The 18963-nt window shown below is 66.0% G+C and carries 19 protein-coding genes; 15 read left to right on the forward strand and 4 right to left on the reverse strand.

The window, feature by feature from the left end; genetic code table 11:
* The first annotated feature begins 228 nt into the window (after positions 1-228).
* The 6 genes from JQ617_RS05885 to JQ617_RS05910 all read left to right on the forward strand — a co-directional run bounded on the left by JQ617_RS05885 (position 229) and on the right by JQ617_RS05910 (position 4014).
* Positions 229-1965: an adenylate/guanylate cyclase domain-containing protein gene (locus tag JQ617_RS05885; RefSeq protein ID WP_212025094.1), complete on the forward strand. Its 1737-nt coding sequence runs from the start codon at positions 229-231 to the stop codon at positions 1963-1965.
* A 125-nt stretch (positions 1966-2090) separates the two neighbouring features.
* Positions 2091-2267 (forward strand): hypothetical protein, encoded by a 177-nt coding sequence (locus tag JQ617_RS05890; RefSeq protein ID WP_212025096.1) that lies wholly within the window; start codon positions 2091-2093, stop codon positions 2265-2267.
* 114 nt (positions 2268-2381) lie between these two features.
* Positions 2382-2594, forward strand: a complete 213-nt coding sequence (locus tag JQ617_RS05895; RefSeq protein ID WP_063683304.1) for a hypothetical protein — start codon at positions 2382-2384, stop codon at positions 2592-2594.
* A 136-nt stretch (positions 2595-2730) separates the two neighbouring features.
* Positions 2731-2988, forward strand: a complete 258-nt coding sequence (locus tag JQ617_RS05900; protein ID WP_212025097.1) for a hypothetical protein — start codon at positions 2731-2733, stop codon at positions 2986-2988.
* A 71-nt stretch (positions 2989-3059) separates the two neighbouring features.
* A complete protein-coding gene (locus tag JQ617_RS05905; RefSeq protein ID WP_249156658.1) occupies positions 3060-3359 on the forward strand; it encodes a hypothetical protein in 300 nt (99 codons plus the stop codon).
* A gap of 73 nt (positions 3360-3432) precedes the next feature.
* Positions 3433-4014 carry a hypothetical protein gene (locus JQ617_RS05910; RefSeq protein WP_212025099.1) on the forward strand — a complete coding sequence of 194 codons (582 nt, stop codon included), beginning with the start codon at positions 3433-3435 and terminating at the stop codon, positions 4012-4014.
* 7 nt (positions 4015-4021) lie between these two features.
* Here the strand turns inward: JQ617_RS05910 and JQ617_RS05915 are convergent, their stop codons facing one another.
* Both JQ617_RS05915 and JQ617_RS05920 read right to left on the reverse strand, forming a co-directional pair.
* Entirely contained in the window at positions 4022-4213 is a 192-nt protein-coding gene (locus JQ617_RS05915) for a hypothetical protein (RefSeq protein ID WP_212025101.1), read from the reverse strand.
* Between the two features lie 84 nt (positions 4214-4297).
* Entirely contained in the window at positions 4298-4735 is a 438-nt protein-coding gene (locus JQ617_RS05920) for a hypothetical protein (RefSeq protein WP_212025103.1), read from the reverse strand.
* A 302-nt stretch (positions 4736-5037) separates the two neighbouring features.
* On the opposite strand from JQ617_RS05920, the gene JQ617_RS05925 reads away from it, so the two are divergent.
* From JQ617_RS05925 to JQ617_RS05935, 3 genes are all read left to right on the forward strand, one after another.
* The gene (locus JQ617_RS05925; RefSeq protein WP_063683309.1) at positions 5038-5232 is read left to right on the forward strand and encodes a hypothetical protein; all 195 of its coding nucleotides are present in this window, start codon (positions 5038-5040) and stop codon (positions 5230-5232) included.
* A gap of 671 nt (positions 5233-5903) precedes the next feature.
* Positions 5904-7625, forward strand: coding sequence for a dihydroxy-acid dehydratase (gene ilvD / locus JQ617_RS05930; protein WP_063683311.1), 1722 nt, complete (start codon positions 5904-5906; stop codon positions 7623-7625).
* On the forward strand, positions 7612-8436 hold the full coding sequence (locus JQ617_RS05935) for a tetratricopeptide repeat protein (RefSeq protein ID WP_212025105.1): 825 nt from the start codon (positions 7612-7614) through the stop codon (positions 8434-8436). Before ilvD ends, JQ617_RS05935 begins: the two co-directional genes overlap by 14 nt.
* 135 nt (positions 8437-8571) lie before the next feature.
* On the opposite strand, the gene xth is transcribed toward JQ617_RS05935, so the two are convergent.
* A complete protein-coding gene (gene xth / locus JQ617_RS05940) occupies positions 8572-9369 on the reverse strand; it encodes an exodeoxyribonuclease III (protein ID WP_212025107.1) in 798 nt (265 codons plus the stop codon).
* Positions 9370-9504: 135 nt separating this feature from the next.
* Between xth and JQ617_RS05945 the strand changes: the two genes are divergently transcribed.
* Positions 9505-11835 (forward strand): ATP-binding protein, encoded by a 2331-nt coding sequence (locus tag JQ617_RS05945; protein WP_212025109.1) that lies wholly within the window; start codon positions 9505-9507, stop codon positions 11833-11835.
* 4 nt (positions 11836-11839) lie between these two features.
* Here the strand turns inward: JQ617_RS05945 and erpA are convergent, their stop codons facing one another.
* Entirely contained in the window at positions 11840-12169 is a 330-nt protein-coding gene (erpA, locus tag JQ617_RS05950; protein WP_212025111.1) for an iron-sulfur cluster insertion protein ErpA, read from the reverse strand.
* 123 nt (positions 12170-12292) lie between these two features.
* Here erpA and JQ617_RS05955 point away from each other — a divergent pair, with 123 nt between their 5' ends.
* From JQ617_RS05955 to JQ617_RS05975, 5 genes are all read left to right on the forward strand, one after another.
* Positions 12293-13501: a deoxyguanosinetriphosphate triphosphohydrolase gene (locus tag JQ617_RS05955; protein ID WP_212025113.1), complete on the forward strand. Its 1209-nt coding sequence runs from the start codon at positions 12293-12295 to the stop codon at positions 13499-13501.
* Positions 13502-13510: 9 nt separating this feature from the next.
* Entirely contained in the window at positions 13511-15301 is a 1791-nt protein-coding gene (gene argS / locus JQ617_RS05960) for an arginine--tRNA ligase (protein ID WP_212025115.1), read from the forward strand.
* A gap of 140 nt (positions 15302-15441) precedes the next feature.
* Positions 15442-17049: an SPOR domain-containing protein gene (locus JQ617_RS05965; protein WP_212025976.1), complete on the forward strand. Its 1608-nt coding sequence runs from the start codon at positions 15442-15444 to the stop codon at positions 17047-17049.
* Positions 17050-17095: 46 nt separating this feature from the next.
* Positions 17096-18124 (forward strand): beta-N-acetylhexosaminidase, encoded by a 1029-nt coding sequence (gene nagZ, locus JQ617_RS05970; protein ID WP_212025117.1) that lies wholly within the window; start codon positions 17096-17098, stop codon positions 18122-18124.
* Positions 18121-18960 (forward strand): segregation and condensation protein A, encoded by an 840-nt coding sequence (locus JQ617_RS05975; protein WP_063683320.1) that lies wholly within the window; start codon positions 18121-18123, stop codon positions 18958-18960. The genes nagZ and JQ617_RS05975 overlap by 4 nt, the downstream gene beginning before the upstream one ends.
* Positions 18961-18963 lie beyond the last annotated feature (3 nt).

Below are 18963 nucleotides of genomic sequence, written 5' to 3' on the forward strand. Positions count from 1 at the left end.
TTTCGCATTCCTCACGCTGTCGCAACAATGCGGCAAAATACGGATAGGGCCATGGAACTTCCGCAAAGGAGAAAAGGGCAGGTGCTTTAACCTTTGTTAACGATTTGGGCTCGCGCGCCGGTTGTGCGCGGTCTGGCGCGTCACGACAGCCAGATTGCGCGTGTTCCCGCCGTCAAATCCGGTGTATGAGTTCCCTCAAACCCGTCCTTCAGCCTTTGCCCCGCACCTATGCCGATTTTCAACCAGTCGATCCGGCGCAAGATCGTCGGCATCGCCCTCGGATTGATCGTCCTGATGCTCGTCACCTCGATCCTGTCGATGGTGATGTCGAGCCAGGTCGGCGTCCTCCTGGACGAGCTGACCAACCGCTACATCCCCGCCTACGGCGAACTGGCGCGCGCCAATATCCGTTCGCTGGAGCGGTCGGTGGCGCTGCGGCGCATGGTGATGATGAAGATGCAGGAGGCCCCGGACGAGGAGGCCTACGCGGCGCGGCTGAAGGAGTTCGAGGAGGCCGACCGCAAGATCGAGCAGGAGACCTCGGACGCGCGCAAGCATATCAATGCGATTATCGAGGATCCCAGGACGCCCTCGGACAATGCCGCGCTGGCGCGGATCGACATCCGCATCGAGACGGCCGTCTCCGAGCTGCGCCGTGGCATGGCCGAGGACCACGCAAAGCTGCTCAAGCAGATCGATGCCAAGCAGATGCCGGAGGCGCGCGGGACGCTGGAGCATCTCGACGTCCTGCGCGACCAGTTCAACGACCGGATCGACGGCATTCGTGGCGACATGCTCAAGCAGGTCTACGCGTCGACGTCGACGGTGGTTGGCCGCCAGCATCAGGCGATCATGATCTCGGCCGTCGTCACCATCCTCGCCGCGGTGGTCGGCTTCGTCTTCGCCCTGCTGGTCTCGAGCGGCATCACGCGGCCGGTGCGCCTGTTGCTCGCCGGCACCCGCGAGGTGGAGGCCGGCCGCTTCGACAAGCCGATCGCGGTGTCGACCCAGGACGAGATCGGCGAGCTCGCCGCCGCCTTCAACCGCATGACCGAGCAGCTGCGCCACAACGAGCGCGTCCGCGAGACCTTCGGGCGCTACATCGATCCGCGGGTGGTGCAAGGGCTGATCGACAGGCCGGAGGTCGCCATCGACGGCCAGCGCCGGGTGATGACCATCATGTTCTGCGACATGAGCGGCTTCACCTCGATGAGCGAGGGCATGACGCCGCGCGGCCTCGTCAAGGTGATGAACCACTATTTCACGGTGATGTCCGCGCCGATCAGGGCGCATCGCGGCATCATCGACAAATATATCGGCGACGCCATCATGGCCTATTGGGGACCTCCCTTCATCGAGGAGGACGAGCCGGCGCTGCTCGCCGGCTATGCCGCCATCGACATGGCCGACCAGGTGCCGGCGCTGCAGAAGCAGTTGCCGGACCTGCTCGGCATTCGCGCCATGCCCGGTCCCTGCGATCTGCGCATCGGCATCGCCACCGGCGAGGTGCTGACCGGAAGCATCGGCTCCGAGCTGATGATGAGCTTCACGGTGATGGGTGACGCCGTGAACCTTGCCTCGCGCCTCGAGCTCGTCAACAAGGTCTACGGTACCCGCATCCTGATCTCGCAGGCCACGGCGGATGCGGTCGGATCGAACCTCGAGCTGCGCGAGATCGATCGCCTCGCGGTCGCCGGCCAGAGCGCGCCGCAGCCGATCTTCGAGGTGATGAGCAAGGCGCACGGCCTGAGCGTGCCGCAGGAGGCCTTGCGCACGCACTATGCCGCAGGTCTCGCCGCCTATCGCGCGCAAGCCTTCGACGAGGCCCGCAGCGCTTTCGGCGCTGCGCTCGAAGCCGTTCCCGGCGATGGCCCCTCGCGCACGCTGCTCGATCGCATCGCGCAGTTCGAGGCAAATCCGCCGGACGCGGGATGGGACGGCGCCTGGCGGCTGGAGCAGAAATAAGCCGCCCGCTACCGTTGCGACGCCTGCGGCGACGAAAATTGATTCTACTCCATAACGATGTTCGCCGTGACCTATTTCCCGGGCTTAGGTTGAGTGTCCTTGAGGCGTTTGACGGGGACACGCCGATGACAGAACTTGAGGACAGGCTGGAACGTTTCGAGACGCTCACCGCCGAATGCGAGCTGATCGCCAAGCTCGCCACCGACAGCACCAAGCGCGAATTCTATCTCAAGCTCGCCGGGCACTATTACGAGCTGGCGGATGAGACGCGCCGCGCGGTCGCGACCAGAGCTGCGGCCTGAGGCAGAAATCTTAGCACCGCTTGATGCGGAACCCGTGCGACACCGCGGGCTTGCGCCTGAAAGCCGTTTTTAACGTTTCGCGCGCATTGACCCGTGTTTCTCTCAGGCGATCCCATGCGTGTTCTGTTGTTGCTCGTGCTTGCCTTCACGATGGCGGCCTGCAACCAGGAGCAGGACATCACCGGCTCGACCGCGGTCTGTCCGATGCGCAGCTACACCTCGTACAACCCTCGCGACATGAACCAGTGCGTGGCCGCCTGCAAGGCGTGCGATCACGGCAATACGGTCACGTGCACGACGTCCTGCAGCCTCAAGGGCGCGCACTGAGGCGGTTTGCGTGGGATCGCAACGCCGCGGAACTCCGGCCGCCCTCGCGCGGCCGGGGCTGACGGTGCCAAGACACCGGAACGATTCACTTGGGTTAATCATTGAAGGGACGGGCAGGGGCATGGAGTCCGATGGAATGGGTATGCTCGATCCCGGACGGTTTCTGGTGTCGTGCTCGCACTGCGAGGCATGGCCGATGGCGGCCAATGTGAAGCGCTCGAGCTGGTCGGCGTCCCCGCACGAGGTCCGCTTCGTGTGCCCGCGCTGCCGTCGCGAGGAGACTGCGATCATTTCCGCCTCCGGGCAGCTGATGCCGGTCAAGCGCGTTGAAATCCCGCCGCGCGACGTCACCGCGGCCTGGGCTCAGGCCCAGCGGCCAAGAGGGCGGGCGTAGCTCGCCCGTCTCACTGGCAAGAGGGCGGGCGTAGCTAGCCTGTCTCCAGCGTAAAGCGGCGGGCGTAGCCCGTGAATGATCCCGTTTTGGAACCCGGCCATCGCCAGAGCGTTTCCGCCCCGACATCAAACGCGATCGAGGCCGTGCGAATGATCAGCGAGCATTTCGACACCCGCACCCGCATCAACATGAAGCTGGCCCTGGACCGGGTCTGCCGCAATCGTCCAGACGGCGAGGAGCATCGCTTCCGCAGATCGGTCGCCGAAAACATCATCCGCTGTGCGCTTGCAGGCCGGACCGGCATCGGTCAGCTCGTCGACGCCGGCGAGCGGGCAATGATCACGACGCGCGCCGAGCAAGAGCCCGCCTAGCGCCCGGCCGCTTCTCGCATGCATGTCATATCGAGGCCCCCGGCGGATGTGCTAGGATCGGGACCGGAGATCCATGATGCCCGCCGAAATGCACTCGCCCGAGATTGATCGTTGCCGCCTTCACCCGGTGGCGCAGCGCCTTGCGCCGCTGTTCTGTTTCGCGCTGCTGACCGCGGCCTGCGCGCTTGCGAGTTTTGCGCTGGCCTGTGCGACGCCGTTCGCAGCCTTCGCCGTCGTTGCGGCCGCGATGCTGCCGCTGCGTCCGGCACTGCTCGTGGTCGCCGGCGCCTGGCTCGTGAACCAGGGCATCGGCTTCGGCGCGCTGCATTACCCGATCGATAGCAGCACCATCGCGTGGGGCTTGGTCATCGGCGCGGCGGCGCTGCTGGCGACCGCGGCGGCATCGGCCGTGCTCCGCAGGCTGCCACAGGGCCGCACGCCGCTGATGCTGGCGATCGCGCTCATTGCCGCCTACGCGGCCTACGAGCTCGCGCTGCTTGCCGCGACGCCGTTCCTCGGCGGCGAGGGCGCCTTCACCGCCGCCATCGTGACGCGGCTTGGGTTCCTCAGCGCCGTCTGGCTCGCCGGCCTCGTCGCGGGCTGCGAGATCGTCCGCCTGCTCGCTCCGTTCGGCCGCAAAGTGCGGAACGCTTGAGCGCTTCCTAGCTGCGCCCCGTGCGCGGCTCCAGCCACCTCATGATCACCGCGCACGGCGTCTGGCGGCTGCGCGGCAGCCTGTGCCGCTCGCTCGCATCCTGTGCGAAGGCGAGGGCCTGCTGGCCTGATCGGCGCTGTTCGGGGGCACGTGCCATCCACTCGCGGATGACGGCGCGCCGTGTCTTCGACTTCAACATAAGAGAGAACTCCAGAAGACAGGATCGAGCAGGGGCCGGATCAAGCCGTTCGGCCCCTCCTCCCCCTGCGTGACCGGCGGCGGCCTATGCCGCCTTTTGCATCGGATAGGCCTGCGAGCGTCGTGCGAGCAGGGCGCTGCCGCAGGGATGCTCAGTGCCTTGCAGCACGATGAAGCCACGCTTCGCCACTGCGGCGCGAAGATTGTCCTTCGCCGCCGGCTTCTGCGCGTCGAGCCAGATCACCAGCACCGCGCGCGGGCCGAGGAAGCCGTCGAGCCAATCCATGGCCGCATCGAGCGCGCCGAGCGGACGCCGCCGCCAGTCCACGAGGGCTGCGTCGTACTGGGCGGCCGGGAGGCCGCAATTGCCGGCCGATGCCGCCAGGAAATATCCGCGCCGTTGCAGATCCATCATCAATTCGATGCTCTTGGCACCGACCACGACAATGCGCTGCCCTGGCGAGCAGCCTGCGAGCGCGATCATGGGGTCAATGATCCTGTCGCCGACCTCTGAGGTAGACATGAGTTCACCGGTTCTGTTGGTGTTGCCTGGCAGGGAGGGCCGAACCTTGCGGGACAGATGTGGCGGCGTGCCGCGCTGTCGCCTCGTTCGCGTCCCTGCGCTCGGTCGCGCCGACAGGCGTGACCGGCTCGATATGTTGCCGGCGGCGATATGATTTCGAGATGAGCGTGGCCGCGATCGTATAGGTTCGGCATAGGACCACTATGCCGCGCCTAGAAACTGGCGGTCCGATCCCTATCGCATTCAAACATGTCCGCCGTCATGTTCTGACCTGTAGCTGCAACCCTTTGCGGGAGGTCAGGATGCCGGCATATCGCGCCTTCGTCGTCGGACGGCACAGCGTACCGATCGGCGTGGTTCAGATCGATTGCGCCGACGATGACGCGGCGATCTCTCGCGCCGCCAAGCTCGTCGACAGCCACGATGTGGAGCTCTGGCAGCGCGATCGACCGGTCGCGCGGTTCGAGGCGCAGTCCGGACACATGCACAGGAAATAGGTCGCGGATAGCTGTTGCCGGACGGGCAAAACATCTGACAATTTCGGCGAGGGTCGCGGCGTACTGGATTCCCCCACCTTCGCGGGAAATGACAGCGGAGGACGGCGCCATTGCCTCACGCTCCGTCATTGCGAGCGCAGCAGCTTGCCAGGCACCCAGGCATCGCAAGGTGGGCAAAGCGCAACGTGCCCACATCGATGCGCATTTTGACGGGATTGGTCGGCACGGCGCTTTGCGCCTTTGCTCACCCTACGGCAGTGCGCCGCGTCGCTGGCGCCTCCAGCGACTGCGCTACGCGCCCGTGCAGAAAATTGATAGCCGGGGCGACTCAGTTGCGGTTCATCCTCCGCGACCGCACAGCCGGGTGCGTGCTTCGTGTCACAAAATCTCAAGTTGTGGAGTGTCATCTTCGCGGCGGTATCGCGGTAGCCTTCCCCGTGTCTTCCCGGTAACGATTGTGCCGTCTGCGCAACACTCACAGTGGATTTAACCCTCATCACGGGTCGTTCGCATCAGCGCCGCTTTTTGGCCACACCCGAACATGAATAAAATCACTCTAAGTTTTAGGCAGCGGCGATCCATCAGGCGGCAACGGGAAATCCCAAGGTCGATTCAAATCTTGGCTCTGATTTTTCGGGTCTGAAAGGGTTGACCGGGGAAACTGGTTTGCGATGGGCGCGAAGATTGACAAGCAGAGGCTGCCGAGCCGTCACGTGACGGAAGGCCCTGCGCGCGCGCCGCACCGGTCCTACTTCTACGCCATGGGTCTGACCACCGAGCAGATCCACCAGCCCTTCGTCGGCGTCGCTTCGTGCTGGAACGAGGCCGCGCCCTGCAACATCGCCCTGATGCGCCAGGCGCAGGCGGTGAAGAAGGGCGTCGCGTCGGCCGGCGGCACGCCGCGCGAATTCTGCACCATCACCGTCACCGACGGCATCGCCATGGGCCATGACGGCATGCGCTCCTCGCTGCCGTCGCGCGAATGCATCGCCGACTCGGTCGAGCTGACCGTCCGCGGCCATGCCTACGACGCGCTTGTGGGTCTGGCCGGCTGCGACAAGTCGCTGCCCGGCATGATGATGGCGATGGTGCGCCTCAACGTGCCGTCGATCTTCATTTACGGCGGCTCGATCCTGCCCGGCAATTTCCGCGGCCAGCAGGTCACCGTGCAGGACATGTTCGAGGCCGTCGGCAAGCACTCGGTCGGCGCCATGTCGGACGAGGACCTCGACGAGATCGAGCGCGTCGCGTGCCCCTCGGCGGGCGCCTGCGGCGCGCAGTTCACCGCCAACACCATGGCGACCGTCTCCGAAGCCATCGGCCTTGCGCTGCCTTACTCGGCCGGTGCCCCGGCACCGTACGAGATCCGCGACGCGTTCTGCATGACCGCGGGCGAGAAGGTGATGGACCTGATCGCCCAGAACATCCGGCCGCGCGACATCGTTACCCGCAAGGCGCTGGAGAATGCCGCAGCCGTCGTCGCCGCGTCCGGCGGCTCAACCAATGCTGCACTGCACCTGCCGGCGATCGCCCATGAGTGCGGCATCAAGTTCGACCTGTTCGACGTCGCCGAAATCTTCAAAAAGACACCTTATGTCGCGGATTTGAAGCCGGGCGGCCGTTATGTCGCCAAAGACATGTTTGAAGTAGGTGGCATACCGCTTCTGATGAAGACGCTGCTCGACAACGGATTTCTCCACGGCGACTGCATTACGGTCACCGGTCGAACGATCGCCGAAAACCTCAAAAGCGTGAAATGGAATCCGCACCAGGACGTGGTGCACCCGGCAGATAAACCCATCACCGTCACCGGTGGTGTGGTCGGTCTGAAGGGCAATTTGGCGCCAGAAGGTGCGATCGTGAAAGTCGCGGGAATGTCCAACCTCAAGTTTACCGGTCCGGCCAGGTGCTTCGACCGTGAGGAGGACGCGTTCCAGGCTGTCCAGAACCGCACCTATCGCGAAGGCGAAGTCATCGTGATCCGCTACGAGGGCCCCAAGGGCGGCCCCGGCATGCGGGAAATGCTCCAGACCACCGCGGCGCTGACCGGCCAGGGCATGGGCGGCAAGATCGCGCTCATCACCGACGGCCGCTTCTCCGGCGCCACCCGCGGCTTCTGCATCGGCCATGTCGGGCCCGAGGCGGCGGTCGGCGGCCCGATCGGGCTGCTTGAGGACGGCGACATCATCGAGATCGACGCCGACGTCGGTACCCTTAACGTAAAATTGAGTGACGCTGAGCTGGCTCAGCGCAAGACCAAATGGGCCGCTCGCGCGACTAACCACACGTCGGGTGCGCTCTGGAAATATGCTCAGCAGGTTGGACCAGCGGTCGGGGGGGCAGTGACCCATCCGGGCGGCGCGCACGAGAAGCAGTGCTATGCGGACATCTAGGCGTGCCATTGTTGCGTTTGTGTTGGGGGCCAGTGCGCTGGCCGCGCCCGCGCTCGCCTTCGACGGCGCGCCGGTCAACAAGGATGCGGCTCTCCCCGTCGTGACCACCTTGCCGGGCGCTGCACCGACCGTGCGCAGCCGGACCGCGCCGGTCACCGCGCCCCAGGAAACCTCGCTCAGTGCCCTGCAATATGCCGCCGAGGGTGGTCATCCCATCGCGCAGTGGAAGCTCGGCCGCATGTACGCCAATGGCGACGGCGTCGCCCAGGACGATCTGCGCGCCTTCGAATATTTCAGCCGGATCGCCAACGCCCATGCCGAGGACAGCCCGTCGGCGCCGCAGGCGCAGGTCGTGGCCAACGCCTTCGTCGCGCTCGGCCGCTACTATCTCGCCGGCATCCCGAACTCGAAGATCAAGGCGGACCCGGACCGGGCGCGGGAGATGTTCTCCTATGCGGCCTCCTATTTCGGCAACGCGGACGCCCAGTACGATCTCGCCCGCCTGTACCTGAAGACTCCGGACGCCTCGCGCGAGGACTTCCGCTATGGCGCCCGCTGGCTCGGCCTTGCCGCCCAGAAGGGTCAGCACGAGGCGCAGGCGCTGCTTGGCCAGATGCTGTTCAACGGCGACCGCCTGCCGCGGCAGGCCGCGCGCGGCCTGATGTGGCTGACCCTGGCGCGCGATAGCGCCGGCGCCGAAGAGACCTGGATCAAGGAAAGCTACAACCGCGCCTTCGCCAAGGCCTCCGACGACGACCGCGCCATGTGCCTGCAAATGCTGGAACAGTGGGTGCAGGGGCGTCGGGAGTAAGAACGGCAACCTTGGTGCCGTAGGGTGGGCAAAGCGAAGCGTGCCTACCACCTGTTTCGATCATGAAGAGATCGTGGGCACGGCGCTTTGCGCCTTTGCCCACCCTACGGCAGTTGCGATTGCCGCCGGCTGAGCTTACGCCGCCTCCAGATCCAGATCCGCCCACACCGGCACGTGGTCCGACGGCTTCTCCCAGCCGCGCACATAGCTGTCGATGCCGACATTGGCGAGCTTGTCGCTGGCCTGCGGCGACATCAGCAGGTGGTCGATGCGCAGGCCCTGGTTCTTCTGCCAGGCGCCGGCCTGGTAGTCCCAGAAGGTGTAGAGCCCCGGCTCGTCCGTTACTGCCCGCAGGGCATCGGTCAGGCCGAGGCCGAGCAGGGCCTGAAAGCTCTCCCGCGTCTCCGGCTTGAACAGGGCGTCCTCGGTCCAGGCGGCCGGATTGTGCACGTCGCGGGCATGCGGGATGACGTTGAAGTCGCCTGCGAGGATCAGCGGCTCCTCAGTCTTAAGGCGCTCCTTCGAATACTCAAGAAGCCGCGACATCCATTTGAGCTTGTAGGGATATTTCTCGGTCCCGACCGGATTGCCGTTGGGCAGATAGAGGCAGGCGATGCGCATCACGCCGGACTTGAGCGTCACCACGCCCTCGAGGAAGCGGGCATGGGTATCCTCGTCGTCGCCGGCGAGCCCCGACTTGGTTTCGTCAAAGCGGAGCTTCGAGAGCAGGGCGACGCCGTTGAAGGTCTTCTGCCCGTGCGTGACGACGTTGTAGCCGAGCGCCTCGATCTCCAGCCGCGGGAAGGCATCGTCGACGCATTTGATCTCCTGCAGGCAGACGATGTCCGGCTGGCACTCCTTCAGCCATGTCAGCAGCAGGTCGATCCGCTGCCGGACCGAGTTCACGTTCCAGGTGGCTACTCTGATGGGCATGTCGGCAAGGCTCCGGGCAGGGGCCTTGGTTAGAACAAAATGCAAACGCGCCCGTCAAGGAGGCCGCAAAATCTCCCACAAAATTAACCCGGCTTAAGCCGGCTGCAGGCCATTGATGGGAAAAAGGTTCCGCGGATGGGATGGCCGGTCGAGACTTCACAACGCATTGAACAGCGCGACGGCGTCGTCGGCGCGTTCCTGTACTGGCTCGGCGGCTTCGAGATCGAGGACGGCCTGACCGCCGATCTCAGCGAGCGCCAGATGGGCCGCATCCGTGCCAAGCAGATCGACGCGGTGATCCGGCTGATCCCGGTGACGATGGCCGTCACCATGCTCAACGTCGCGATCGTGCTGATCCTGTTCTGGGGCCGGGGCTGGAACGACTTCCTCGCGATCTGGGGCATGACCCTCGCCGTCACCGCGTCGCTGGCGGTGCGGGCCTGGCGGCGGTCGCATCACAACCCGCCGCAGGAGGCCTCCCCCCGCGCCGCGCGTCACATGATGCGGCAGGCGTTTTTCCTCGCCGCGATCTGGGCCACGCTGCCGCTCGCTCTGTTCAGCCGCATCGAGCCGACCAGCCAGCTCATCCTCGCCTGCCTGATGGTCGGCATGATGTCGGGCGGCGCCTTCACGCTCTCGACCTTCCCGCGCGCCGGCCTCGTCTATCTCGCGACCATGACGGTCGGCTGCGCCGGCGCGCTGCTGCTGTGCGGCAGCGGGCCTTATCTGGTAACCTCGGTGTTCCTGCTGCTGTTCGCGTTCTTCATGGCGCGCAACATCGTCTCGCAGGGCAATCTGTTCCTCGGCAACCTCAAGGCCCAGCTCGAGCTCGAGCGGCAGACCGAGATCATCTCGCTGCTGCTGAAGGATTTTCAGGAGAACGCCAGCGACTGGCTGTGGCAGACCGACGCCGACGGGCATCTCACCGACGTGCCGCAGCGCTTTGCCGATGTCGCGCAGCTGCCGCTTCCGCTGCTGAAGGGCTCGCACTTCGCCGACGTGCTCGACATGCTCTGTCCCGAGGACAAGAGCGCGGCCTACAACATCGTCGGCCTGATGGAGCACACCGAGCCGCTGCACGAGATGAACCTCAAGGTCGTCGCCGGCGGCGAGGCGCGGCTGTGGTCGCTGACCGCAAAGCCGGCCTATGACCGCGACGGCCAGTTCCTCGGCTATCGCGGCTTCGGCCGCGACGTCACCGAGCGCTGGCGCGCGGAAAAGGCCGAGGCCGAGAGCCGCGCCAAGTCCGACTTCCTCGCGGTGATGAGCCATGAGATCCGCACGCCCATGAACGGCGTGCTCGGGCTCGCCAGCATGCTGCTCGAGACGAAGCTCGACGCGGAGCAGCGCGAGGCCGTCACCACGATCCGCGAGTCCGGCGACAATCTCCAGCGCATCCTCAACGACATTCTCGACCTCTCCAAGCTGGAGGCCGGCCGCTTCCAGTTCGAGGCGATCGACTTCGCGCCGCAGGCGCTGGCCGAGACGGTGGCGACCGTGGTACGCGCAAGTGCGAAGAGCAAGGGGATCACGGTCAAGGTCGAGCTCGATCCGAACCTGCCGCCGACGCTGCGCGGCGATGTCGCGCGTATTCGCCAAGTGTTGCTCAATCTCGCATCCAACGCGGTGAAATTCACCGACGAGGGCGAGGTGACGATCGCGGCCACCTGCCAGGCGCGACGCGACCTGCTGGCGACCGTCGAATGGACGGTGACCGACAGCGGCATCGGCATCGCGCCCGAGAAGCTCGGCCAGCTCTTCAGCGATTTCGCCCAGGCCGACGCCTCGATCAGCCGCCGCTTCGGCGGCACCGGCCTTGGCCTTGCGATCTCACGGCGCATCATCGAGCAGATGGGCGGCACGATCGGCGTCACCTCGACGCCGGGCGAAGGCTCGACCTTCCGTTTCACGCTGGTGCTGCCCTGGAGCCAGGTGCAGGCCTCCGATGCCGCGGCCGGCCGCGACGAGGCGGAGGAGTTGAAAGCCCGTATCGCGGACCTCGACCGGCCGCTGAAGGTGCTGGTCGCGGAGGACGACGCCGTCAACCGCATGGTCGTGAGCAAGATGCTGGGTGCGTTCGAGGTCGAGCTACGGGTCGTCACCGATGGCGTCGAGGCCGTCGCGGCTGTCTCCGAAGGCGACTACGACATCGTGCTGATGGACGTGCGCATGCCGGAGATGGATGGCCTTGCCGCAACCCGCGCGATCCGCGCGGAAGGAGGCCGCTTCCACGCCTTGCCGATCATCGCGCTCACCGCCAACGCCTTCCCCGAAGACGTCAGGATCTGCCGCGAAGCCGGCATGTCGGATTTCCTGGCCAAGCCGCTGCGCAAGCCGGCGCTGGCCGCGGCCTTGCTGCGCGCGCTCGACGGCCATGCGCTGTCGGAGGATGCGCCGCTTCAGCCGGAGCTGATGCCGGCGGACGTGGAGTGGACGGATGAAGAAAGGCAGATGACTGGGGTCTAACCAGTCAGATCGAGAAGCTCGTGCCGCAGCCGCAGGACGCCGTCGCGTTCGGATTGTTGACGCGGAACGAGGCGCCGATCAGGTCGTCGACAAAATCGACCTGCGAGCCCTCCAGGAACGGCTGCGAGGCGGAATCGACCAGCACCACCGCATTGTCCTGCTCGATCACGAGGTCGTCGTCGGTGCGGTCGCGGTCGATGTCGAACTTGTACTGGAAGCCGGAGCAGCCGCCGCCCTCGACCGAGATACGCAGCATCGCGCCGGAGCCTTCGCCCTTGAGGATTTCCCCAATCCGGCGTGCGGCCCGGTCACTGATGGTCACGGCAGTCGTCATCGCAAGTCTCCGATAGTCCCGCGGTCATACCAAGTTGGCTTGCCCAATTCATTTGGTATCCCGCGCCCGACATAGTTAAGTGCCACCATACGCAGAATCAAATGGATAGGGACTAAATTCGCCGTGTCCGTCGGAATGGCAGCCCCCCGCGCGCCCTATGCCTGCGACCCCGACCGCAGCCGCGGCCGGCTGGTCGCCGAGCCCCCGAGCCGGACCCGCAGCCCGTTCCGGCGGGATTGCGACCGGGTCATCCATTCCACCGCGTTCCGCCGCCTCAAGTACAAGACCCAGGTGTTCGTGTTCCACGAGGGCGACCATTACCGCACCCGGCTGACGCATTCGCTGGAGGTGGCGCAGATCGCCCGCGCGCTGGCCCGGCAGCTTGGCCTCGACGAGGACCTCACGGAAACCCTGGCACTTGCCCACGATCTCGGCCATCCGCCGTTCGGGCATGCCGGCGAGCGGGCGCTGGACGCCTGCCTGAAGGACTTCGGCGGCTTCGACCACAATGCCCAGACCTTGCGTGTCGTTGGCTCGCTGGAGCACCGCTATCCTGAATTCGACGGGCTCAACCTGACCTGGGAGTCGCTGGAGGGCATCGTCAAGCACAACGGCCCGCTGACCGATCGCAGCGGCGCGCCGGTCGGGCGCTATCGCGAGCACGGCATTCCCGTCGGCATCGCCGACTACATCAAGGTCTACGATCTCGAATTGTGGAGCTTCGCCTCGCTCGAAGCCCAGGTCGCCGCGATCGCCGACGACATCGCCTATGATGCCCACGACATCGATGACGGCCTGCGCGCCGGCCTGTTCGATCTCGACGATCTCAGGGCGATGCCGCTGACCGCGGAGATCATCGACGGGATCGCCGCCCATTATCCCGATCTCGAAGACGTCAGGCGCGGCGCCGAGCTGGTGCGCGAGCTGATCTCGCACCTGATCGGCGCGGTGTTTGCCGAGGCGCAGAAGAACCTCGCCGCGACCAGGCCGCAATCGGCCCAGGACGTGCGGCAGCTGAGCCGGGCACAGGTCGCGTTCCCCACCGAGGTTGCCGCGGAGGAGGCCGCCATCAAGCGCTTCCTGTACCAGCACATGTACCGCCACAAGCGGGTGATGCGGGTGATGGGGGAGGCCGAGCAGATCCTGTTCGACCTGTTCGCAAAATACCTGAAATCGCCGGCCGAACTGCCGCCGGAATGGCTGGTCGGGGCGCAGACCGATGACGAGGGCGACCGGGCCCGGCGGATCGGCAATTTCATTGCCGGAATGACCGACCGTTTCGCCCTCACCGAGCACCAGCGGCTCTTTGACTCGACCCCGGATTTGCGTTAGGCGGCGCCCATGCCCCAGACATCCTCATCCCTGCATCTGTTCGCCGATGTGCTCGCACGCGTGCACGCCGCCTGCCGCGCGCTCGCGGCGGACGCCAGCTGGCCCGAGGGCATCGATTTCTCGCGCGTGGTGGTCGAGCCCCCGCGCGATGCCACCCATGGCGACATGGCGACCAACGCCGCCATGGTGCTTGCGAAAGAGGCAAAGGCAAAGCCGCGCGACCTCGCCGAGCAGATCGCCGAGCGGCTCCGCGCCGACGCGCTGATCGCCAAGGTCGATGTCGCCGGTCCCGGCTTCATCAACCTGACGCTGAAGCCGGCCGCCTGGGCGGAAGCGCTGCGCACCGTGCTGCGCGAGGCCGCCGATTACGGCCGTGTCCGCGGCGGCGCCAAGGTCAACGTCGAATATGTCTCGGCCAATCCGACCGGGCCGATGCATGTCGGCCATTGCCGCGGCGCCGTGTTCGGCGACGCGCTGGCGAGCCTGCTCCAGTTCGGCGGCCACGACGTCACCCGCGAATATTACATCAACGATGCCGGCGCGCAGGTCGACGTGCTCGCGCGCTCCGCGTTCCTCAGGTATCGCGAGGCGCTCGGCGAGGACATCGGCGCAATTCCGGAAGGCCTCTATCCCGGCGACTATCTCAAGCCGGTCGGGCAGGCGCTGGCGAAGGAGCACGGCGACAAGCTGCGCGCGATGAGCGAGGCCGAGTGGCTGCCGACCGTGCGCGCCAAGGCGATCGCAATGATGATGGACGAGATCAAGGACGATCTTGCCGCCCTCAACATCCGCCACGACGTGTTCTTCTCCGAGCGCTCGCTGATCGAGACCGGCGACAACAAGGTTGCCGAGACCATCGATTTCCTGAAGGCCAAGGGCGACATCTACGAGGGCCGCCTGCCGCCGCCGAAGGGCGCGCCGGTCGAGGACTGGGAAGACCGCGAGCAGCTGCTGTTCAAGGCGACCGCCTACGGCGACGACGTCGATCGTCCGCTGATCAAGTCGGACAATTCCTACACCTACTTCGCCTCCGACATCGCCTACCACAAGAACAAGTTCGACCGTGGTTTTGCGGAGATGATCGACGTCTGGGGCGCCGACCATGGCGGCTACATCAAGCGCATGCAGGCGGCGGTGAAGGCGACCACCTCCGGCAAGGGATCGCTCGACGTCAAGATCGTCCAGCTCGTCAAGCTGCTGCGCAACGGCGAGCCCGTGAAAATGTCGAAGCGGAGCGGGGACTTCGTCACCTTGCGTGAGGTGGTGGATGAAGTCGGCCAGGACGCCGTCCGCTTCATGATGCTCTATCGCAAGAACGACGCGGTGCTCGACTTCGACCTCGCCAAGGTCATGGAACAGTCGCGCGACAACCCGGTGTTCTACGTCCAGTACGGTCATGCCCGCGGCCACTCGATCTTCCGCAACGCGCGGGCGGAGGTGTTCCCGGAACTGCCGGAGGACGCCGGCAAGCGCATCGCCTGGCTCAGTGAGTCGGCCGTCGAACGGCTGTCGGACCCCGTCGAGCTCGATCTTCTTAAGCGCCTCGCAATTTATCCTCGCATGCTGGAAGCGGCTGCCGCGGCCCATGAGCCGCACCGAATTGCCTTCTATCTCTATGACTTAGCGAGCGAATTTCACGCACTTTGGACGAAAGGGCGGGATTTGCCCTATTTACGCTTCATTATCAATAATGATGCAGATCTTACAAAGGCGCGACTGGCCATGGTCCAGGGCGTCGTCTCTGTCCTGGCATCGGGCCTCGCCATCCTCGGCGTCCATGCTCCGGACGAGATGCGGTAGTTTGGGGCGAACTACTTAATGGGAATTCGGGGGTAACCGGCAGAAGCCGGATCGCTTAGACTTGGTTGAATGCCTTGTGGGTCGGAAGCCGTGCCTTGGTCGAGGGGCGCGCGGCTTTCCCGAAGGGACGCATCATCACGATGGCCGAACGATATCACGACAGACCGTTTCCTTCCGATGACTATGGTCGCGGCGGCGATCAGCATGGAAAGGCGGACAGCGATCCCTTGGCCGAGCTCGCCCGCCTGATCGGACAGACCGATCCGTTTGCCGCGCAGGGCCGGCCCGCCGCGCAGCCGCCGGCCGCACCGGCGCAGAGCTACCAGGACGATGACTACCGTCAGGAAGATTATCAGCAGGACTATGCCGAGCCGGCCGCGCCGCCGCCGTCCGGGCCGCCGTCATGGATGCGCCGCGCCAACGTGCAGCCGCAGCCGACACCCGCGCCGGAGCCCGACTATCCCGTTTCGGTCAGTCCGGTGCACCCGCTGCACCGCTATTCCGCCCAGCCGGCCGCGCCCCAGCCTGATGTCCACCAGGTGCAGGCGTATCAGGATCATGCCTATCAGGGGCATGCCTATCAGGAGCAGGCCTACGCGCCGCAGGATCAGGGCTATCAGCAGCAGGCTCATCAGGAGCCGTATCAGCAGCAAGCCTATCAGGAGCCGCACCAGCAGCCCGGTCCGTCGCGCTACGATGATGCGCTCTATGGCCGTCTGGAGACGGGCGAGCAGGACTTTCAGCGCGACCCGGCCTATCCGGACGATCCGTACGCGTTCCAGAGCGACTATCCCGAGGCCGATCTCGACGAGCCGAAGAAGCAGCGCGGCGGCATGATGACGGTCGCGGCGATCGTCGCGCTTGCCGTGGTCGGCACCGGCGCTGCGTTCGCCTACAAGACCTATGTCGGCTCGCCCCGCAGCGGCGAGCCGCCGATTATCAAGGCCGACAACACCCCGACCAAGATCGTGCCGGCGCCGTCGGACTCCTCCGCCAAGGTGCCGGATCGCATGGTCACCGGCGATGGCAGCGAGAAGATCGTGCCGCGCGAGGAAGCGCCAGTCGACGTCAACGCCAGGGCAGGTGGTCCCCGCGTGGTGTTCCCACCGCTGAACCAGAACGCCAATCCGCCTGCAGTGGCGAGCGTGTCGCCGTCCACGGTGCCGCCGCCGAGCGCGGGTCCGGTTCCGAGCAACGGCACGCTGCCGAACAACTCGCCGCGTCCGATCAGGACCGTGGCCGTGAAGGGCGATCAGACCGACAGCGCCACGCCGCAATCGGCCGCCGCCAGGCAGCCGGCAGCAGCGGCGGCGAAGCCTGTTGCAGCTCCGGCTCCTGCAGCACCGGCCGCGCCGCGCAATCCGCCGACCTCGGCCAATGCCAGCGCCAACCAGCCGCTCTCGCTCGCGCCGCAATCGGCGCCCGCGTCCGAGCCGCCGCAGCGGATGGCCGCGACCAACCCGACGCAGATCGCGCCCGCGAGCAGCGGCGGCGGCTTCATCGTGCAGGTCTCCTCGCAGCAGAGCGAGGACAGCGCGCACGCCTCCTACCGGGTGCTTCAGAGCAAGTACGGCAGCGTGCTTGGCTCGCGCTCGCCGGTGATCAAGCGGGTCGATCTCACCGACAAGGGCAAGGGGATCGTCTACCGCGCCTTCGCCGGTCCCTACGCATCGGCCGAGGAAGCGACGCAGGCCTGCAACAGCCTGAAGTCCGCCGGCCTGCCGACCTGCTTCATCCAGAGGAATTAACGGCCGTTTCCTTGACCCCCTCGCGGGGCAGGGTTAATCGGCCGTTATGAGCACGCGGGCCTTCATTACCGGCGTTTCCGGAACCGAACTGACCGCCGACGAGCGGGCGTTTATCCGCGCCGAGCGCCCATGGGGCTTCATCCTGTTCAAGCGCAACGTCGCGACGCCGGCGCAAGTTGCTGCGTTGGTTGCGGAATTGCGCTCGGCTGCGAATGCTCCCGACGCCCCTGTCCTGATCGACCAGGAGGGTGGACGGGTGCAGCGGCTGGGCCCGCCGCACTGGCCGGTCTGTCCGCCGGGCGCCGTTTTCTCGACCTTGTACGACACTGATTCGGCGCTCGGGCTCACCGCGGCGCGTCTCAGCGCCCGCCTGATTGCGGCTGATCTGGCCGATCTCGGCATTACCGTGGACTGCCTGCCGTTGGCCGACGTGCCGGTGCCGGGCGCCGACGCCGTGATCGGGAACCGGGCCTATGGCACCTCGCCGGACAAGGTCGCAGCGATTGCCCGCGCGGTGACGGAGGGGCTCGAGCAGGGCAGCGTGCTGCCGGTGCTCAAGCACATCCCCGGCCATGGCCGCGCCACGGCCGACACCCATTTCAAGCTGCCGACGGTCGACACACCGCAGGACGAGCTGGAACGCACCGACTTCGCCGCATTCAAGCCGCTGGCCGATCTGCCGATGGCCATGACTGCACATGTTGTGTTTAGCGCGGTCGACCCCGCCCATCCGGCGACGACATCTGCGACAATGATTGCTCAGGTGATTCGCGGCGCAATCGGGTTCCAGGGTTTGTTAATGAGTGATGACGTGTCGATGAACGCGCTGGCAGGCAGCATCGCCGAGCGGACCCGCGCCATCTTCGCGGCCGGCTGCGACATGGCCCTGCATTGCAACGGCAACATCGAGGAGATGCGCGAGGTCGCCGGCCAGACACCTGAGCTGTCGGGGAGGGCGCTGGAGCGGGCGAACGCTGCGCTCGCGGCGCGCAAGGCCCCACAGCCGTTCGACCGCGTCGCTGCGCGCGCCGAACTCGACGCATTGATCGCACGGGCAAACACGGCATCCGCATGACCGCAGAAATCCTATCGTTTGAAACCGGGCGGCCCGCAGAGCTCGCCGAGGGTGAGCCGGCGTTGGTGGTGGACGTCGAGGGATACGAAGGCCCGCTCGACCTGTTGCTCGCGCTGGCGCGGCAGCAGAAGGTCGATCTCGCCAAGATCTCGATCCTGGCGCTCGCCGACCAGTATCTCCACTTCATCGAAGCTGCGCGAAAGATCCGGCTGGAGCTCGCTGCCGACTATCTCGTCATGGCGGCCTGGCTCGCCTTCCTGAAGTCGCGCCTGCTGCTGCCGGAGCCGCCGAGCGCGGAAGGCCCGAGCGCCGAGCAGATGGCGACCGCGCTCGCCAATCGCCTGCGTCGTCTGGAAGCCATTCGCGAAGCCGCCAACCGGCTGATGAACCGGCAGCAATTGCTGCGCGACATCTTCCCGCGCGGCGAGCCCGAGCAGATCGCCGAGATCAGGCATCCGAAATACACCGCGACGCTGTACGACCTGCTCACCGCCTATGCCTCGCAGCGCCAGTCGCGCGTGCTGGCCAGCGTGCATCTGGCCAAGCGCACGGTGTGGTCGCTTGCCGAAGCGCGCGCGACGCTGGAGCGGCTGGTCGGCAGCATCACCGAGCAGGACGATTGGGGCGTTCTCGACGACTTCCTGGTCCGGCATGTCGCCGATCCCACGCAGCGGGCGACGGTGTTCGCTTCGAGCTTTGCCGCAGCGCTGGAACTGGTCCGCGAAGGGCAACTGGAGCTGAACCAGAAAGAGGCATTTGCGCCCATCTATTTCCGGAAGGGGCGTCCTAAACCGGTTCCGGACGCAGCTCCTGCGCCCGACGCGCCGGTCGCTTAAGTG

The organism is Bradyrhizobium sp. KB893862 SZCCT0404, assembly GCF_018130885.1.
Taxonomy (GTDB): domain Bacteria; phylum Pseudomonadota; class Alphaproteobacteria; order Rhizobiales; family Xanthobacteraceae; genus Bradyrhizobium; species Bradyrhizobium stylosanthis.

What these genes read in the sequence shown, in the direction of transcription:
- erpA (WP_212025111.1), bottom strand. Translation starts at nt 12,169, where the DNA reads ATGACGACTGCCGTGACCATCAGTGACCGGGCCGCACGCCGGATTGGG.
- nagZ (WP_212025117.1), top strand. Translation starts at nt 17,096, where the DNA reads ATGAGCACGCGGGCCTTCATTACCGGCGTTTCCGGAACCGAACTGACC.
- xth (WP_212025107.1), bottom strand. Translation starts at nt 9,369, where the DNA reads ATGCCCATCAGAGTAGCCACCTGGAACGTGAACTCGGTCCGGCAGCGG.
- JQ617_RS05945 (WP_212025109.1), top strand. Translation starts at nt 9,505, where the DNA reads ATGGGATGGCCGGTCGAGACTTCACAACGCATTGAACAGCGCGACGGC.
- JQ617_RS05885 (WP_212025094.1), top strand. Translation starts at nt 229, where the DNA reads ATGCCGATTTTCAACCAGTCGATCCGGCGCAAGATCGTCGGCATCGCC.
- JQ617_RS05910 (WP_212025099.1), top strand. Translation starts at nt 3,433, where the DNA reads ATGATGCCCGCCGAAATGCACTCGCCCGAGATTGATCGTTGCCGCCTT.
- JQ617_RS05895 (WP_063683304.1), top strand. Translation starts at nt 2,382, where the DNA reads ATGCGTGTTCTGTTGTTGCTCGTGCTTGCCTTCACGATGGCGGCCTGC.
- JQ617_RS05965 (WP_212025976.1), top strand. Translation starts at nt 15,442, where the DNA reads ATGGCCGAACGATATCACGACAGACCGTTTCCTTCCGATGACTATGGT.
- JQ617_RS05925 (WP_063683309.1), top strand. Translation starts at nt 5,038, where the DNA reads ATGCCGGCATATCGCGCCTTCGTCGTCGGACGGCACAGCGTACCGATC.
- argS (WP_212025115.1), top strand. Translation starts at nt 13,511, where the DNA reads ATGCCCCAGACATCCTCATCCCTGCATCTGTTCGCCGATGTGCTCGCA.
- JQ617_RS05915 (WP_212025101.1), bottom strand. Translation starts at nt 4,213, where the DNA reads ATGTTGAAGTCGAAGACACGGCGCGCCGTCATCCGCGAGTGGATGGCA.
- JQ617_RS05900 (WP_212025097.1), top strand. Translation starts at nt 2,731, where the DNA reads ATGGGTATGCTCGATCCCGGACGGTTTCTGGTGTCGTGCTCGCACTGC.
- JQ617_RS05920 (WP_212025103.1), bottom strand. Translation starts at nt 4,735, where the DNA reads ATGTCTACCTCAGAGGTCGGCGACAGGATCATTGACCCCATGATCGCG.
- JQ617_RS05935 (WP_212025105.1), top strand. Translation starts at nt 7,612, where the DNA reads ATGCGGACATCTAGGCGTGCCATTGTTGCGTTTGTGTTGGGGGCCAGT.
- JQ617_RS05890 (WP_212025096.1), top strand. Translation starts at nt 2,091, where the DNA reads ATGACAGAACTTGAGGACAGGCTGGAACGTTTCGAGACGCTCACCGCC.
- JQ617_RS05975 (WP_063683320.1), top strand. Translation starts at nt 18,121, where the DNA reads ATGACCGCAGAAATCCTATCGTTTGAAACCGGGCGGCCCGCAGAGCTC.
- ilvD (WP_063683311.1), top strand. Translation starts at nt 5,904, where the DNA reads ATGGGCGCGAAGATTGACAAGCAGAGGCTGCCGAGCCGTCACGTGACG.